This window comes from Paenibacillus favisporus (genome assembly GCF_040545415.1).
GTDB lineage: Bacteria > Bacillota > Bacilli > Paenibacillales > Paenibacillaceae > Paenibacillus_AQ > Paenibacillus_AQ favisporus.
In genome coordinates, this window is sequence record NZ_JBEPLV010000003.1 from 436,044 (window position 1) to 452,984 (window position 16,941).

The 16,941-nt window shown below is 55.1% G+C and carries 13 protein-coding genes; 9 read left to right on the forward strand and 4 right to left on the reverse strand.

The window, feature by feature from the left end:
* Positions 1–125: 125 nt before the first annotated feature.
* Positions 126–740 (reverse strand): flavin reductase family protein, encoded by a 615-nt coding sequence (locus tag ABID47_RS15180; RefSeq protein WP_354497852.1) that lies wholly within the window; start codon positions 738–740, stop codon positions 126–128.
* A 96-nt stretch (positions 741–836) separates the two neighbouring features.
* Between ABID47_RS15180 and ABID47_RS15185 the strand changes: the two genes are divergently transcribed.
* The 8 genes from ABID47_RS15185 to ABID47_RS15220 all read left to right on the forward strand — a co-directional run bounded on the left by ABID47_RS15185 (position 837) and on the right by ABID47_RS15220 (position 13,460).
* Positions 837–1,526 (forward strand): ArsR/SmtB family transcription factor, encoded by a 690-nt coding sequence (locus ABID47_RS15185; RefSeq protein WP_354497854.1) that lies wholly within the window; start codon positions 837–839, stop codon positions 1,524–1,526.
* A gap of 301 nt (positions 1,527–1,827) precedes the next feature.
* Positions 1,828–3,015, forward strand: a complete 1,188-nt coding sequence (locus ABID47_RS15190) for a glycoside hydrolase family 88 protein (RefSeq protein WP_354497856.1) — start codon at positions 1,828–1,830, stop codon at positions 3,013–3,015.
* Between the two features lie 15 nt (positions 3,016–3,030).
* Positions 3,031–4,764, forward strand: a complete 1,734-nt coding sequence (locus tag ABID47_RS15195; protein ID WP_354497858.1) for an alpha-L-fucosidase — start codon at positions 3,031–3,033, stop codon at positions 4,762–4,764.
* Between the two features lie 187 nt (positions 4,765–4,951).
* Positions 4,952–6,577 carry a type 2 periplasmic-binding domain-containing protein gene (locus tag ABID47_RS15200; RefSeq protein ID WP_116231007.1) on the forward strand — a complete coding sequence of 542 codons (1,626 nt, stop codon included), beginning with the start codon at positions 4,952–4,954 and terminating at the stop codon, positions 6,575–6,577.
* Positions 6,578–6,705: 128 nt separating this feature from the next.
* Positions 6,706–7,650 (forward strand): ABC transporter permease, encoded by a 945-nt coding sequence (locus ABID47_RS15205; RefSeq protein WP_116231734.1) that lies wholly within the window; start codon positions 6,706–6,708, stop codon positions 7,648–7,650.
* Positions 7,651–7,663: 13 nt separating this feature from the next.
* Positions 7,664–8,542, forward strand: coding sequence for a carbohydrate ABC transporter permease (locus tag ABID47_RS15210; RefSeq protein ID WP_105443428.1), 879 nt, complete (start codon positions 7,664–7,666; stop codon positions 8,540–8,542).
* Between the two features lie 99 nt (positions 8,543–8,641).
* The gene (locus ABID47_RS15215) at positions 8,642–11,032 is read left to right on the forward strand and encodes a helix-turn-helix domain-containing protein (RefSeq protein ID WP_354497861.1); all 2,391 of its coding nucleotides are present in this window, start codon (positions 8,642–8,644) and stop codon (positions 11,030–11,032) included.
* A 178-nt stretch (positions 11,033–11,210) separates the two neighbouring features.
* Positions 11,211–13,460 carry a heavy metal translocating P-type ATPase gene (locus ABID47_RS15220; RefSeq protein ID WP_354497863.1) on the forward strand — a complete coding sequence of 750 codons (2,250 nt, stop codon included), beginning with the start codon at positions 11,211–11,213 and terminating at the stop codon, positions 13,458–13,460.
* A 69-nt stretch (positions 13,461–13,529) separates the two neighbouring features.
* Here ABID47_RS15220 and ABID47_RS15225 read toward each other — a convergent pair whose 3' ends face one another.
* Together ABID47_RS15225 and ABID47_RS15230 are read right to left on the reverse strand one after the other, a co-directional pair.
* On the reverse strand, positions 13,530–14,405 hold the full coding sequence (locus ABID47_RS15225; protein WP_116231005.1) for a hypothetical protein: 876 nt from the start codon (positions 14,403–14,405) through the stop codon (positions 13,530–13,532).
* 181 nt (positions 14,406–14,586) lie between these two features.
* Positions 14,587–14,958, reverse strand: a complete 372-nt coding sequence (locus ABID47_RS15230) for an ArsR/SmtB family transcription factor (protein ID WP_076167400.1) — start codon at positions 14,956–14,958, stop codon at positions 14,587–14,589.
* 228 nt (positions 14,959–15,186) lie between these two features.
* On the opposite strand from ABID47_RS15230, the gene ABID47_RS15235 reads away from it, so the two are divergent.
* Positions 15,187–15,711 (forward strand): PCYCGC motif-containing (lipo)protein, encoded by a 525-nt coding sequence (locus ABID47_RS15235; protein ID WP_354497866.1) that lies wholly within the window; start codon positions 15,187–15,189, stop codon positions 15,709–15,711.
* Positions 15,712–15,900: 189 nt separating this feature from the next.
* Here the strand turns inward: ABID47_RS15235 and ABID47_RS15240 are convergent, their stop codons facing one another.
* Complete coding sequence (locus ABID47_RS15240) at positions 15,901–16,890, reverse strand: aldo/keto reductase (RefSeq protein ID WP_354497868.1); 990 nt, start codon at positions 16,888–16,890, stop codon at positions 15,901–15,903.
* Positions 16,891–16,941: the final 51 nt, after the last annotated feature.

Genomic DNA, 16,941 nt, shown 5'->3' on the forward strand with positions numbered 1-16,941 from the left:
GAAATAAGCAATAAACGCGGGCATACGTTAGAATTTCAGCCGGCAAGCCCTCAAAGACAGTGCGTCTTTGAGGGCTTTTTTTGTTTAGAGATATCCGGTTGAATAAACATGGTGGCAAAAAGGGCTCACGTTTCCGACCGGAAGGTCGCTCCCAACGGATCGCCCAGACCGAAGTAGTGACGGAAATTGTAAATGAGCGGATTCCAGCGCCGGGGGTCGATATGATGTTCTCCAATAAGGATGTCGCTATGGGCATGGACCCGGACGGCACGGGTTTCCACGATCGCGAAGAACGGATCGTATTCCGGGACCGTCATCCGCTGAACCTGTGCTTCAATCTGAAGCGGGCATTCGGATATGCGCGATGGCTGCACGACCTCGGAATCGACGGGAGTGAAGCCGCCTGCGGCGAACTTATTCTTTTCGTGCGTAAACCCCATGGCTTTCTTGAACTCAGGGACAACGGTCCTCCCGGTATAAGGGGCGATTCGCTCCACGTTCTCCCACAGCGGGGCGGAAGGAAGATTGATGACGCATTCCGGGTGAAGGGTTAAATTATCATAAGCTTTGCTGCTCGTTGAAATGCCCAGGACGATGTTGTCCCCCAGCGCAAAGGAAGAAGAGATCGGACTGATATTGGTTGTGTGGTCTTCGTTACGCGTGGTGATCAGGATGACAGGCATGCCGTAATATAAAATTTTCGGGGTGATGGCACGGGTTTGCGGGTCTGCTGCAGTCATATGGCAAAACACCTCCTTGTTGATATGTACTTGAACATTGTAACCGGTTCATATTACAATGTTCATCGAAATGTGGAATGCAAAGGAGGGGGAAGGATGAAGGCAGGACCGGTTGCGGCTCATCCCGCGGCCATGATCAGTGATCCATCGCGTGCGGCGATGCTGACCGCCATGATGGACGGACGGTTCCATCCGGCGAGCGAGCTGGCCTATATGGCGGGAGTCACCCCGCAGACGGCGAGTTACCACTTGGCCAAGCTGGAAGAAGCGGGGATGATCGCCATGCACAAGCAGGGAAGGCACCGGTATTACGGCTTGAAGAGCCATGATGTGGCTGCCGTGGTGGAGACGCTGCTATTGCTTGCGCCGCCGGTTGAGATCAAGTCGCTGAGGCAATCCGAGGAAAACCGCCACCTGCGGCGGGCGAGAACCTGTTACGATCATGTTGCGGGAGACCTTGGCATCCGCCTAAGGGACGCGATGATCGAAGCCGGCGTCATCCGAGAGGAAACAGACGCCTTTGCTGTTACCGGGGAAGGGGGCGCCTTCTTCGAACATATGGGCATTGATGTGGAAGCGGTCCGGAAAAAGCGGCGCAGCTTCTGCAGCAAATGCCTCGATTGGAGCGAGCGCACGCCGCATTTGGCCGGCTCGTTGGGCAGCGCGATGCTTGAGCGGCTGCTCGAGCTGCGATGGCTGCGGCGCATGGAAGGAACGCGGGCGCTGCACATAACCGACGAAGGGTCCCGCGGACTGCGGGAAACTTTTCATATCGAGATCCCCTGACCCTGAACTTCAAACGATCCGTGAATTGCGGAGCTTTCACGAGCCGCCGCAGCCGGGTCGTTTTTTTCGTGCTCGGCTCGATGCCGCTGCAAGCTTGTAGACCTTGTAGACATCGGTTTCGATCCCGGCTTGAAGACCTTTCTGACGTTTTTTTCGGAGACCGATGAATTTTCATATCCTGCTGCAACCAGAAAAAACGGCAGTGTTACCACGAATAACGGCGATTGTGAAGAGTGCATGGCCTGTTTACAATTCAGTTTATGACGAACGCCAATATCAACAATCATGGAGGGTGGCAGCGATGAAGCAGGTGAAGGACGAGGACATCAAGAATTCAGGGAGGTATAAGGAGGACTCCGGGCTTACGCGGGAAAGGTGCCTGGAGGCTATGGAATTTATTCGGCGCCAGGTGGACCGGAATCTCCAGACATTTCAGGACACGTTTCCGTCGGAGGCCAGCACGAATCTGGTATACCGGCAGACCGGAAACACGGAGTGGACGCCGGCATTCTGGACCGGGATGCTGTGGCTCGCTTATGAAACGACCGGCGATGCCAAGTACCGCGCCGCCGCGGAAGGCCAGCTGGACAGCTACCGCAGAAGGGTGGAGGAACGGCGCTATACGGACACGCATGATTTAGGATTCCTATACACGCTGTCCTGCGTGGCATCCTACAAGCTGATCGGCAGCGAAGAGGCCAAGACGCTCGCCGTTCAGGCAGCGGATCTTCTGATGGAGCGTTACTGGGACAAAGCGGGAATCATCCAGGCTTGGGGAAATCTCCAGGATCCCAGGCAGCAGGGGAGGATCATCATTGACTGCCTCATGAATCTGCCGCTGCTGTACTGGGCATCAGACGTCACCGGTAACCCCAAATATAAGGCTGCGGCCGAGTCGCACGCCCGGAAATCGGCGGAGCATCTCATTCGGGAGGATGCGTCCAGTTATCACACCTTTTATATGGATATCGCATCGGGACTGCCGAAGTACGGCTCCACCGCGCAGGGGCATGCGGACGATTCATGCTGGTCGCGCGGACAGGCGTGGGGGATTTACGGCTTCCCGCTCTCCTACCGTTACACCGGTGATGACAGGTACCTGCAGTTGACGTCCAGGCTGGCGAATTACTTTCTGAACCGGCTTCCGCAGGACGAGGTATGCTACTGGGATCTCGTATTTACGGAAGGGGATGAGGAGCGGGACAGCTCCGCTGCGGCGATTGCGGTCTGCGGTCTGATCGAGTACGCAAAGCATCTGCCGCTGACCGATCCGCTGAAACGGCTGTACGAAAATGCCGCGCTGCGGATTTTGAAATCCCTGATCGATCATTATATGACCTGGCACGTGCCGGAGTCGAACGGCATTCTGCTGCATGCGGTATACAGCAAGCCGGGCGGAAACGGCGTCGACGAGTGCTGCATCTGGGGCGACTATTACATGTACGAGGCACTGGTTCGCGTAACCCGGGACTGGAAGCCGTATTGGTAGAAGGGGGCAACACGTATGGGAGAGCAAGAAGTGCACAAGAGAAGCGATCCGGCGACAGCATGGTGGACGGATGCGAGGTTTGGCATGTTCATCCACTGGGGACTGTACGCAGCGCTGGCCAAGGGCGAATGGGTCATGTACGCCGATAAGATCCCCGTCCGCGAGTACGAGAAGCTGGCCGGTGATTTTAATCCGCAGCAGTTTGACGCGGCAACCTGGGTACAGCTGGCCAAAGACGCGGGGATGAAATATATTGTTATCACGGCCAAGCATCATGACGGGTTTGCGATGTTCCATTCCAAGGCCGATCCCTTTAACATCGTGGACGCGACGCCGTTTGGGCGCGATCCATTGAAGGAGCTTGCCGAGGCTTGCCGCGAGGCGGGAATCGTACTCTGCTTTTACTATTCGCATGTGATTGACTGGCATCATCCCCATTCGCTGCACAAAGAGCATAACAACACCTGGGATTACAAGCTGGCGGAGAAGCACTTTCCCGAATACTGGGAAGGCAAGGCGAAGCCGCAGCTGAAGGAGCTGCTCACTTCTTACGGGCCGGTCGGCCTGCTCTGGTTTGATACGGCGGGCGGGTTATCGGAAGCGGACAGCCGCGATATCGTAGCCTTTGTGAAAGGTCTGCAGCCGGACTGCCTCATTAATTCCAGGGTGTCGCACTTTATCGGCATGGGCGATTATGTCTCCAAGGGCGATAACGAGATCGGAATGAGCGGTGAAGATCAGCGGCCGTGGGAAACGCCGATGACCCTGAACCAGTCATGGGGCTACACGGACCGGGACCAGGTTTGGAAGAGTGCGGAGGCGGTGATCAAGAAGCTGGTGAACGTCATCGGCAAGGGCGGCAACCTGCTTTTGAACGTCGGTCCAACGCCGGAAGGGACGATTCCGGAGCTGTCCGCGGAACGTCTGCGGGAGGTCGGAGAATGGACGCGGCGGAACAGCGACGCCATTTACGGTACCGAAGGCAGCCCGTTTCCGGCCGAACTGGAATTTGGAGCCGTGACAACCCGCCCGGGACGAGTATATGTGCACGTTCATAACGACAAATGGCCTGCGGACGGCTTGGTAATGCACGGCATCCGCGGCGAGGTATCACGTATATACTGCCTGGCCGATCCGCAGAAAATAGAACTGGCGTTCAGGCAATCGATTGACGAGGGGCTCGATCTGCATGTGCTCAAGGTGGAGCTTCCAACCGAACCGGCTGATGAACATGTGACGGTTATTGCCCTGGAAATGGCCGGAGAGCCTGATTTCGACCGGACGTTAACGCAGCTTGACGGCGGCCGGCTGCAGTTGGATGTCCCCCAAGCGAGCGTAACCCTTGTCAGGGAGGAAGACGAGTCAGCGGGGGTTCCGGCACTGCGGCAGGCGGAGTGGACCTTCAAGCTCGTTCAGCCGGGAACCTATGAACTGATGCTGATCAGCTTCAAGCGACACGATCAGGATTGGCCCGGGCTGTATCCGGAACCGGTCGTCTTGGAGACGGATGGAAGCTGCCTGGTTACCGATCCGGCGGAAGACGGGGAGGATCCGGATTCTCCATCATGCCAGCATCCCTACATCCCGATCCGGTCCCGATTGGGACAAGTGACGTGGCTGGAGCCCGGAATCCATAGACTGACGCTCCGTTCTTCCAAACTGAAGGACCCGTCTCCCAAATTCACGGAAATCTGGCATGCCGACGCGGTAAAGCTGCGTGCCATAAGGCTTGTGCGGGTCCAGGATTAGCCGCCCGGATGAAGAAAAGTTAAGGCAGTATTAAAAAAATCAGTCCGTCATCTTACGAAAATACTGCGCTCCTTTCAAAGCGGCAGTATCGCGGGAACAGGCAGGATCCCTATACTTTGGGTACCGGCAGCTTCACATTAAATCAGAGTCCGGTCAACTGGATTTATTTCAAAAAGGAGGCGCTTACATGAGAAAAAAAGCAGCTAAAAAATGGGGCACTGCGGTGCTTGCAGCTGCCCTGGTTCTGTCGCTTGCGGCCTGCGGCGGCACCTCGGGGAACGATCAGGCGAAAGGGGAGGCATCCACCAGCGGAAAAACAGCCGAACCGGAAAAATTAACCCACCTGACGTATTGGGTCAGCATGCACCCCGCTGCAGCCGCCCAAATGAAAACGTATGCGGAAATGGGCATGTATAAGGAACTGGAACGGATTACTGGCGTTAAAGTGGACTTCCAGCATCCGCCGACCGACTCCACCCAAGCTCAGGAGCAGTTCAACCTCATGATGGTCTCCGAGAAACTTCCCGACGTGATCGAAACTTCATGGATCGGGTATCCGGGGGGACCGGAGAAGGCGATTCAGGACAACAAAATTATTAAGCTGAACGATTTGATCGACCAATATGCACCGAATTTGAAAAAACTGCTGGATGAGCATCCCGACTGGAAAAAGCAGGTGACCACCGACGACGGAAGCCTCTATATGTTCCCGTTCTTCCGCGGCGGCGATAAGGTCCGTGTCTTCTACGGCCCGTCGATCCGTAAGGATTGGCTCGATAAGCTTGGCCTTCAGACGCCGACGACGATCGACGAATGGCATGAAGTGCTCAAGGCGTTTAAGGAGAAGGATCCGAACGGCAACGGGAAAGCCGACGAAATTCCGCTGTATTTTACGAAGGACGATATCGGCACGGATGCGCCTTTCCTTGGCGCATGGGGCATCAACTACGGCTTCTACCAGATCGACAACAGCGTCAAATACGGACCGATCCAGCCGGAGTACAAGGAATTCCTGGCCACGATGAACCAATGGTATAAGGAAGGGCTGCTCGACAAGGATTTCGCCGCTCCGAACGACAAGCTGTTCGATGCCAAAATGACCGGCAACCAGCTGGGCGCCGCTCCAACGTATAACGGCGGCGGCATCGGCAAATACGCCAACCTGATGAAGGATAAGGATCCGAAATTTAATCTGGTGGCCGCTCCGTATCCGGTACTGAACAAAGGCGATAAGCCGATTTGGGGGCAAAAGGATTTCGCCACGAACGGCATCGGCGCCGCCATCTCGACCAGCAATACGAACCCGACCGAAACGGTCAAATGGCTGGACTATGCCTACGGAGAACAGGGCAATCTCCTGTTCAACTACGGCAAAGAGGGTGAAGCATACACGATGAAGGACGGCAAGCCGGTCTTCCTGCCAGAGGTGCTGAACCCGCCTAGCGGCGTCAGCCTCCAGCAATCCTTTGCAAAGCATAACCGTTCGACGTGGAGCGCTCCGTTCGTGCTGAGCGATGAATTCCAGATGCAGTATTTGGCCCTCCCGAACCAGAAGGAGGCCTTGACCGTATGGTCCCAGCCGACCGGGGAACGCAAAATGCCGCTCGTGACGCCGACCAAGGACGAGAGCTCTCAATTCGCTTCGATCATGACGGACATCAACACGTATAAGGACGAGATGTTCCTCAAATTCATCATGGGCGCGGAGCCGATCGACAACTTCGATAAGTACGTGAAGAAAATCGAGGCGATGGGCATTAACGACGCAATCAAAATCCAGCAGTCCGCCCTTGACCGGTTCAATAAGCGTTAATCCAAAAGCATAAGGTGGCGAAGATGCCGGGCAGGGGATGTCCGCTTCCCGGCTCGCCCCTTGTTCCAACACCACATTCCGCAGGAAAGGCAGGGGGTTACATGTGGCAGGTAACCGATAAGAAACTGATGAAGAAGCGCCCGCTGCGCAGCCGGACCGATCTAACCACGGGGCAAACCATCCGTAAGGATCTCCGCCGCAACTGGATCATTTATCTCATGGCGCTCCCCGTCATTGCGTATTACTTGATCTTTCATTACGGACCGATGTACGGTCTCCTGATCGCCTTTAAGGATTACTCGCCGGCACAAGGGATCTGGGGAAGCCCATGGGTCGGCTTCAAGCATTTTGACAGCTTTTTTAACGGCATTTATTTCTGGAGGCTCATCCGCAATACGGTCCTCATCAACTTCTATGATCTGCTGTTTGGTTTTCCGGCGGCGATTCTGCTGGCGCTGCTGCTGAACGAGATCCGCAAAATGGCGTTCAAGCGATTCGTGCAGACGATCTCCTATTTGCCGCATTTCATTTCGATTGTCGTGGTCGCGGGGATGATGTTTGACTTCCTAAGCCGTGACGGATTGATCAATCAGCTGCTGGGATTCATCGGCGTCGATCCGATCGATTTTCTGAAGGAAGCCGGCTGGTTCCGCTTTATTTTCGTATCGTCCGGCATCTGGCAGGGCATCGGCTGGGGCTCCATCATCTATTTGGCATCGATTGCCAATATCGACCCGACGCTGTATGAGGCGGCCAAAATTGACGGCGCAAGCCGCTGGAGACAAACGTTCCATATCACCATACCGGGCATCATGCCCACGATTGTCATCATGCTCATTCTGAATATGGGGCACATGCTGTCGGTAGGCAGCGAGAAGGTGCTTCTGCTGTACAATCCGCTGACTTACGAAACGGCCGATGTCATCTCTACTTATGTATACCGAAAAGGGATTTTGGAGGCGAGCTACAGCTTTACCGCGGCGGTCGGCCTGTTCAATTCCGTCATCAGCCTGATTCTGATCGTGTCGGCAAATGCCATCAGCAAGCGCGTGTCCGAAAACAAACTGTGGTAGGAGGGATCGTCCGATGATTGCACAAACGAACGGCGAAAAGGTATTCGGCGTGATCAATACGCTGCTGATGCTGCTGCTCTGCTTCGTTACACTGTACCCGTTCCTGTATGTATTATTTGCTTCATTGAGCGACGCGGCGAGCTTTATCCAGCACCGGGGCATCCTCCTGCGCCCGCTCGGATTTAACTTTGAGGCTTACAAAGCCGTCTTCAAGAACCCGATGATTACAAGCGGGTACCGGAATACGCTGTTTTACGTAGCCGCGGGAACGGCCATTAACCTGTTTATGACGGCACTGGGGGCTTATGTGCTGTCGCGCCGGAACCTGTATTTTAAAAACCTGATGATGTTTGCGATCGTCCTGACGATGGTGTTCAGCGGCGGACTGATCCCGACGTACATCCTCGTCGGCAAGCTCGGCATGATGAATACGCCTTGGGCGCTGCTGATTCCGGGAGCTATCTCCACATTTAACCTGATCATTATGCGGACGGCGTTCCAGGGCGTACCCGTGTCGCTCGAAGAATCGGCCAAAATCGACGGAGCCGGCGAGATGACCATTCTGTTCCGAATCGTCATTCCGCTGTCGATGCCGGTCATCGCGGTCATGATTCTTTGGTATGCGGTTGGGCACTGGAACTCGTATTTTCCGGCGCTGGTGTATTTGCGTGACCGGACGATGTACCCGCTGCAGCTCGTTTTGCGCGAAATCCTCATCGCCAATTCCACCGATTCCATGTCCACCGGCGTGGCTGCGGACGACAAGTATGCGATCGGCGAAACGATCAAATACGCCACCATCATCGTGTCGACCCTGCCGATTATCTGCCTGTATCCATTCCTGCAGAAGTATTTCGTCAAAGGGGTGCTGATCGGCGCCATCAAGGAATAAAAAACTGCCCGGAGCCCTGTCCCTTGCATTATAATGAACATACAAGTTTCATTGATGCGCATGTCGGTCGATACATGAACAAGGTAGGGGGAATGCTTGGTGAAACGGCTGCTTCGTCCGCTTGGAATCGGTCATCTGCGAAGCGTGTGGATGACGATGCTGATTTCCAATCTGGTTCTGCTGCTCATCCCGGTCTCGATGGGAGCCTTCTTGTACACCAAAGTCGAAGCAAGTTTGGAAAGCGGTGCCAACCGTTCCAATCAAGCGATGCTGGAGCAGCTCAAGCTGTCCCTGGACAGCAAATTAAGCGAAGTTCAAAAGCTGGCCCAGCAGATCATTTTCGATCCGAAGCTGGAGTATTTGCTCAAACTGGACCAGGATGCAGGCGGTCCCGACCGGTACCAGTTCATCGAATTTATGCGGAACACCATGTCAAGACAGGGGAGCCTGACGAACTTTATCCTGGATTACTATGTCTATTTCCGCAACAGCGATCTGGTGCTGAGGCCCGGGCTTCTCACCGATTCGCACAAATTTTACGATATGTATTACAGCTATCAGGGCATGAGTTACGACCGCTGGCGGGAAAGCATGCTCACAAGCTTCCATACGATGGATTACCTTCCATCGGCCACGCTGCTGCGTACCGCCGAGTATGATCCGATGCAGAGCATCGAGAAAACGCCGTTGAACGTCATCACCTTTGCTCAGTCGCTTCCGGGGCGGGACCGGCGCGATATTACGGGGACCTTCGTCATTCTGATCGACGAGAGTCAGATTAAGGAAATGTTTGCCCAGATTGAATCCGTGAGCGACAGCTCGATCTACATCGTGAATTCGGACGGCCGCACGATCATGGCGACGGACCGCCAGCCGCTGCCGGGCGAATTGTTGTCCCGGATCACCGGAACCGGCGGGTTGTTCAACCAAACGATTAATGGCGATCAGAAAATGGTATCGTATACCTCATCGGAAAAAGAAGGATGGAAATACGTGCTCGTTACGCCCAAAAGCGTCTTTATGCAGCAGATCATTCTGATCAAGCAGTGGGCGCTGATCTTGTTCGCCCTTTGTCTGGCCGTGGGATTGACCGCAGCCTTCATCTTCGCTTACCGAAATTACAGTCCGCTGCGTAAAACGGTCAATGCCATTCTCAGGGGCAATGAATGGAGCGGAAGGCCGCAGGTCAACGAATACGAGCTGATCCTGCAGTCCATTGAAGGCTCCCTGCATACCGAAAAAAATTTACGCAGCCTGCTCGCCCAGCAGACGCCCGTCATCCGCTCCAATTTCCTGCTGCGCCTGCTCCGGGGGCAGATGGATGTCGACGCGTCCCGGGAAGGCGGCCAGTCACTGCGGTTTATGGATATTACGTTCGTCAGTGACGACTTCTCGGTCATGGTCGTCCAATTGGACAGCATCGCAAGGTTCAACGCGGAGCCGAGCGAGGAGCAGTGGGCGCTTGCCCGTTTTATCGTATCCAATATCGGCACGGACCTGATCGAGTACCCGCACAAGGCGTTTGCCGTTGAGCTGGACCGGGACCGGGTAGCGATCGTGTGCAACTTTGCCGCGGAACAGGCCGAGGGCGGCGAGAGGGTGACCCGTGAGCTGGCCACAGCGCTCAAAGGCATGATCGAGGAACGCTTCAAGATCGATGTGACCGTGGCGGTGGGCCTGCCTCACAGCGGCGCGAAGAGCATCAGCGAGAGCTATGCGGAAGCGGCGTCTGCCCTAGAATTCCGGATTGTTAAGGGCGGCGGGACGATTATTTATTTTCAGGACATTACGGATGTGCACTCCCATTATTACTACCCGGTCGATATTGAGGTACAGCTGATTAATTTCGTAAGGAGCGGCGACGCCGACCATGCCCTGCAGCTGCTGGACACGATTTATGCGATGAATTTCGAGTCGGGCAGCATTACGCCGGAATACGGGAAATGCCTGTTCTTTAACATCACCAGTACATATTTAAAAATCATGAACGCCACGGGCATGGACCAGAATGACATTCTCGGACCCGATATCGATCTGGTGAAGGACATCTTCTCCTATGAAACGGCCGAAGGAATGCACAAACGGATGAAGCGGCTGTATGAAATTTTGGCGGAGAGCATGGTTGCGGACAAGAGCGGCCACAGCGCCCAGCTTTTGCAGGACATGGATCAGTTCGTGGATGAGCACTTCACCGATTCGAACATGGGGCTTGGCATGGTGGCGGATCACTTCGACATGACGCCGCAGTACGTCTCGACCTTTTACAAAAAACAGAGCGGGATCAATCTCAGCGACCATATCGCCAAGAAACGGATTGAGCTTGCCAAACGCCATATGGCTGACAAGGAATTCACAAACGCCCAAATCGCGCAATTGGTCGGGTATACGAGCGACGTTGTCTTTATCCGGGCTTTTAAAAAGATCGAGGGCGTCACGCCGGGGAAATACCGGGAGCTGGTGATGTCGTGCGTCTCGGATGAGACCGGGTGAGCTGTAAAAAAAGGCAGGGGAACAGCCTCTGCCTTTTTTTCGTTTTTCTCCATAATTGGTGGAAAAGCCCGGAAAAGCTGGTTGACATTCTTCTCCATCCCTGAATATAATGACCTTAACAAGTTTATATATGAATATATGCTCATATTATATTCGTGATTGGATCGGAGGCATTTAGATGACTGAAACCGTCTCTAAGGTGAAGCGCGAGCTGCTGCTCGAAGGCTTGGATTGTGCAAACTGTGCCATGAAGATCGAGGATGGAGTCCGGAAGATGGACGGGGTTTCTTCCTGCTCCGTCAATTTCGTCAAGCAGACGCTGACGTTTGAATCCTCAGAAGATCAAGGCCAGCTGATATCGGAGATTTCGAAGAAAATCAAAAAATTAGAGCCGCATGTGAGCGTGCGCGAGCTGGTTCCGAAAGCGGCAGGAAATCATCCGCAAAGGTCCCGCGGCCATCATCATGATGGGCACGCGCATGATCACGGTCATTCCCACGAAGGTCATGACCACGGAGCGGGCGGTCATTCACATGATCATGCCCACGGCCATGATCACGGTCATTCGCATGATCACGGCAGTTCCGGCATCCGGGTCATGTCGATCCGCCTGGCTGCAGGGGCGGTGATCACGGCAGCCGCGATGCTGCTGCCGGTCACGGGGTGGGCCGAGCTCGCCATGTTTCTCGTGGCCTATCTTATTACCGGAGGAGACATCGTTCTGCAGGCGCTCCGCAACATCCTTAGGGGCCAGGTGTTTGACGAGTACTTCCTGATGTCGGTTGCGACGATTGGGGCGTTCTGTGTAGGACAGTATCCCGAAGGGGTTGCCGTCATGCTCTTCTACCAGATCGGCGAAATGTTTCAGGGCATTGCGGTTAACCGTTCGCGCAAATCCATCAGCGCCATGATGGATCTCCGGCCGGATTATGCGAACCTGAAGACGGGGGACAGAACGAAACAGGTGACGCCCGAGGAAGTCCAGGTCGGCGATTTGATCATCGTCAAACCGGGAGAGAAGATCCCGCTCGACGGCAAAGTGACCGAGGGCCGGTCGATGGCGGACACTTCGGCGCTGACCGGCGAGTCCGTACCGCGTGAGCTGGAAGCAGGCGATGAGGTGCTGAGCGGGTTCATCAATAAAAATGGCGTCCTTACGATTGAGGTGACCAAGATTTATGGGGAGTCCACCGCGGCCAAAATTTTGGACCTGGTCCAAAACGCCAGCAGCAACAAGGCCCCTACCGAGAACTTCATCACGAAATTCGCCCGTTTGTATACGCCGGTCGTCGTTATCGTCGCCTTGCTTCTTGCGCTTGTACCCCCGCTCGTTGTGAGCGGCGCGACGTTCTCCGACTGGATCTACCGGGCGCTGATCTTTCTCGTCATTTCGTGTCCCTGCGCGCTGGTCGTATCGATTCCGCTCGGATTTTTCGGAGGGATCGGCGCTGCTTCCAAAGCGGGCATCCTGGTTAAGGGGAGCAATTACCTGGAAGCCTTGAATGATGTGAAGTACGTCGTGTTCGACAAGACCGGCACGCTGACCAAGGGGACGTTCCGGGTGACCGAAACCCGCCCGGCCCACGACGGAATCAGCCCTGAACAGCTGCTGGAATATGCAGCCTTCGCCGAACTTCATTCGAGCCATCCCATTGCCGAATCGATCAGGGAAGCCTACGGGAAAGAAATAGATGCGTCACGCATACAGGACTATAATGAAGCTGCGGGACACGGCGTTCACGTGAAATTGGACGGCGTGGAAGTATTGGCCGGCAACGCGAAGCTGCTCAAGGAGGAAGGCATTGCGGCTCAGCAGCCGGATGCGCCGGGCACCGTCGTGTATGTGGCCGTGAACGGAGAATACGCCGGTTATCTGCTCATCTCGGACGAAGTGAAGGAAGATGCTGCGCAGGCGGTCGGCGCGCTTCAGCAGCGGGGCAAACAGACGGTTATGCTGACAGGCGATGCACGCCCTGTGGCAGAGAAGGTCGGGAAGCTGCTTGGCGTCAACGAGGTGCATGCCGAGCTTCTTCCACAGGATAAGGTAGAGCATATGGAACGGCTGAGCCGGCTGAAGCAGCCCAAGGAAAAAATCGCTTTTGTCGGGGACGGCATGAACGATACGCCGGTGCTGGCGAGAGCCGACGTGGGGATCGCGATGGGCGGCCTGGGATCGGACGCTGCCATTGAAGCGGCGGATATCGTCATTATGACCGATGAGCCGTCCAAGATTGTCACCGCGCTCGGCATTGCGGGGCGTACGCGCCAAATCGTATGGCAGAACATCGTTTTTGCGCTGGCAGTCAAAGGGATTTTCCTGCTGCTTGGAGCCTTTGGCATCGCAACGATGTGGGAAGCCGTCTTCTCCGATGTCGGCGTCACTCTGCTGGCCGTCTTAAATGCGATGCGGGTGCTGAAGCTGAAATAAATAACGAGTCGATATGAACGGGCGGTCCGCTGTGTGCGGTGCCGCCCGCTGCCGTTTGAGGAGCTCCTGCTAGTCCCCCGATATTCTTGTCACTTCTCCATAACGCTGCAGCCTGCGCTCCACCTGTTTGGAGACCGCTTCCAGTGAAGCTGGAATGTAGATATTTGAACCGCCGTTTCGCTGTTCTAACGCCTGAAGGGTTTCCCTTGGAATGAAAAACCGCTTTACGAAAAGGAGGGAGCCCTCTTTTTCTTGCAAAAGGCGGAGCATAGAGGATGAGAATGGCTTTTGTTCCAAGGGGAGCATGATCACGGCTCGGTTATGTTTGCCGGACAGCTGTGCCGTATATGCATCCACTGCTCCCGCCAGAGCTTCGGGCGCCGCAGCCTGAATTCGCTCGGTGCGGAGGCCCAGCCTGCGGAGCTGATCGATAACCCGCTGATGTATGTCGCCCGCTGCAATCACCTGCACACCGCTTTGCGAAACAAGACCGGAAGGACGAAGCCGGACAAGCTCGATTAGGGTGGCCTCCGGTGTTACATATCTGCCTGTAAACAGCATGGTTCCGTTCTTTGAGGAAAGCAGGAGACGGCTTGCCGCAAGTGCGGCTGGTTTATCCTGGGGATCGGCCAGAATGACGACGTCCGGGCTGTTATTCATGCTTCCGTCCGGCCATTGGGTCCTGGAAAACTGCACCGCGGCTTGTACGGGATCCTTTGCCAGCAGCATTGCCGATAAAAGGGACGGATCCAAGGAAGGGTTTCGCCCGGTTTGGCCGTCGCTCCCGTTAACAACCTTAGGTTGTTGAATAGAATCATGACCGAAGAGCGTATCGGCACGTTTTGCATCAGCCACTCCAGCAGGCCATACAAAGCTCCATCCGGCATAAAAGGTTACCGAGAGAAAGAGGAATACGGATATCAGGCTTCTGTTCGTTCTGTTCATAAGGAGCTGCCTCCTGATCAATGGATTACTTGTTATCAGCATTGACTTTTATTGGAGCCGGCAACCCTTGGTTTCTTCTCAGGAAAAAAAGAGGGATGGCGTCGGATGGTTCGGTTGGCCGCGAAAGCAAAAAAAGAAAAGACCCTTCCGCCAAAGGCAGAGGGTCTTGGGTTAGAAATATTTATCCATGCTGGGTATGCTGCAGCGTCTGCAGGAAAATCTGTTCGATGTGCGTATCGTCAAGCGAGTAATAGGCCGTTTTGCCTTCTTTGCGGCGTTTGACGATCCGCAAATTGCGCAAGTACCTCAGCTGGTGGGACACCGCGGATTGGCCCATGCCGAGCAGGGTGGTCAGGTCATGCACGCACAGTTCTCTTTGCAGCAGCGCGTCGATCAGCTTGACCCGCGTGGGATCACTAAAGGCTTTAAACCAATCGGCGACCTGCGAGGCAGCTTGATCATCGATCAGCGCTTCTTTGATTTTGCCCAATTCATTGTCTGAGCCCGTGCAGGTTGCGTCGCATTCCTGAGACGGATGGATGGACTGTTCCATGGCAATCACCTTTCTGTGAAAATCCGGAATAAAGGTTAGATACCTGTATTATATCAAAACGGCACCTTAAACGGAATAATTACTGTTAAGAAAATGTCCATGCCCCCGCCGGTACTCGGGTCTGACATGATCAGGCACTGTGACCTGCTGCGAAGTCATCCGAATTTATTTATCCGGCAAGCGGCATGGTATACTATGTAAAATGGACAACTATCAAAGGGGAGATACATGATGATGGGCAGTAAAGCAAGGTTATCTGTGCTCGGAATCGTCCTGGGCGGGCTGCTGGTATCCGGCTGCTCGGATAAAGGCGGCCCAGATTCGGCGGAGCAGACGATGCAGCATGATCACGGCGCACACCAGCAGATGGCCGCAAACGGCGATCTGCAGGAGACGACCGGCGGGAAGGAGCAGCTTCCTTCGTTTCTGCAGCCGGCGAACGATACCGTCAGAACGGCCTATATGGCAGCAGCAGGCGTCAAGGAAGTGCTCAACCAAATTCCATGTTACTGCGGCTGCGGGGAAAGTGCCGGTCACAAGAGCAATTTGAACTGCTTTATTAAAGAAGTCAACCCGGACGGAAGCGTGGTTTGGGACGATCACGGCACCCGCTGCGGCGTGTGCGTCGAGACGGCGCTTACGGCAGCTTCGCTGGTCAAAGAGGGCAAAAGCGTGAAAGAGATCCGCGGCATCATCGACCAGACGTATTCCAACGGGAAATACGCGGCGCCGACGCCAACGCCGGAAGTATAGCCGCGGGATAGGGATCTGGATTCCGGCAGCGCCGGATATGGACGACCATACCAAAATACGGGCAACATATGTGCTGAATGCCGAATGGGAGCCCGACCGTGCCTAGGTATAATGCAACCTGTTGACAGGCGCGAGAGTGAGCATGACAAAAAAACAGTCCCGGCCAATATATTCGGCCGGGACTGTTTTTTAATGAGGTTGTGATTCATCCGTAGAACTGCGGACGTCACTTGCTTCCCGCTGCATTTCCGGCGTCCAGGACCAGTCGCTGATCTGCGCGGCATCCGTCACGTGATGCACTTTGCTGGCACCGATGATGGCGGCTGTAACCGCGGGCTGATTAAGCACCCACGACAGTGCGTATTGGGAAAGGCTGACTTCGTATTGACCGGCAAGCACCGCGTATTTTTTGACAAGCTCATAATTCCGCTCGGTAAAATACTGCTGCAGCGGCTTCTCCCCGCTGGCGGCGCGGCTCTCCGGGGGGGCATCCCCTGGCGCTTTGTACTTGCCGGAGAGCATCCCGCGCGCCATCGGACTGTATACCATTACGCCGACGTCCTCCGAGGCGCAGAACGGCAGAAGTTCCTGTTCGATTTCCCGGGAGAGCAGGTTGTACTGCGGCTGCACGGAAATGAACTTTTCGAGGTTCATCCGCTCGCTGATCGCATGCGCTTTGGCAATCTGCCAGGCGGCATAGTTGGAGCAGCCGATGTACCTTACTTTTCCCTGGCGAACGAGGTCGTCCAGAGCCCGCAGCGTTTCTTCCAGCGGCGTGTGCGGGTCGAAGATATGTACCTGATACAAGTCGATATAATCCGTCTGAAGGCGCTGCAGCGACTTATCGACTTCGCGCAAAATATGGGTCCGCGACAGGCCGCTGTCATTTTTCCCGAACCCCGACCGGATGCCCACTTTCGTCGCCAGAACGACCTGATCCCGTCTGCCCTTCAGGGCACGGCCGATAATGTCCTCACTTTCGCCTGTTCCGTGCGGAACGTCGGCATCCTGCCCCTTGCCGTAATAGTTGGCGGTGTCGATAAAATTGATTCCCTGGTCGATCGCGTGATCCAGGATCCGCACCGACGCTTCCTCATCGATCCATCTTCCAAAAGCCATCGTGCCCAGGCAAAGATTAGATACTTCCAAGCCTGTGCCGCCCAATCTGCGGTACTTCATGACATGTCAGCCTCCCATCTTGATTTGGTATCAGGGATTATAATAGCACAG

Bases quoted from the DNA above. Each gene is read 5' to 3' on its own strand.
- ABID47_RS15210 (WP_105443428.1), top strand. From the start codon at position 7,664: ATGATTGCACAAACGAACGGCGAAAAGGTATTCGGCGTGATCAATACG.
- ABID47_RS15205 (WP_116231734.1), top strand. From the start codon at position 6,706: ATGAAGAAGCGCCCGCTGCGCAGCCGGACCGATCTAACCACGGGGCAA.
- ABID47_RS15195 (WP_354497858.1), top strand. From the start codon at position 3,031: ATGGGAGAGCAAGAAGTGCACAAGAGAAGCGATCCGGCGACAGCATGG.
- ABID47_RS15200 (WP_116231007.1), top strand. From the start codon at position 4,952: ATGAGAAAAAAAGCAGCTAAAAAATGGGGCACTGCGGTGCTTGCAGCT.
- ABID47_RS15235 (WP_354497866.1), top strand. From the start codon at position 15,187: ATGATGATGGGCAGTAAAGCAAGGTTATCTGTGCTCGGAATCGTCCTG.
- ABID47_RS15230 (WP_076167400.1), bottom strand. From the start codon at position 14,958: ATGGAACAGTCCATCCATCCGTCTCAGGAATGCGACGCAACCTGCACG.
- ABID47_RS15180 (WP_354497852.1), bottom strand. From the start codon at position 740: ATGACTGCAGCAGACCCGCAAACCCGTGCCATCACCCCGAAAATTTTA.
- ABID47_RS15190 (WP_354497856.1), top strand. From the start codon at position 1,828: ATGAAGCAGGTGAAGGACGAGGACATCAAGAATTCAGGGAGGTATAAG.
- ABID47_RS15185 (WP_354497854.1), top strand. From the start codon at position 837: ATGAAGGCAGGACCGGTTGCGGCTCATCCCGCGGCCATGATCAGTGAT.
- ABID47_RS15240 (WP_354497868.1), bottom strand. From the start codon at position 16,890: ATGAAGTACCGCAGATTGGGCGGCACAGGCTTGGAAGTATCTAATCTT.
- ABID47_RS15220 (WP_354497863.1), top strand. From the start codon at position 11,211: ATGACTGAAACCGTCTCTAAGGTGAAGCGCGAGCTGCTGCTCGAAGGC.
- ABID47_RS15225 (WP_116231005.1), bottom strand. From the start codon at position 14,405: ATGAACAGAACGAACAGAAGCCTGATATCCGTATTCCTCTTTCTCTCG.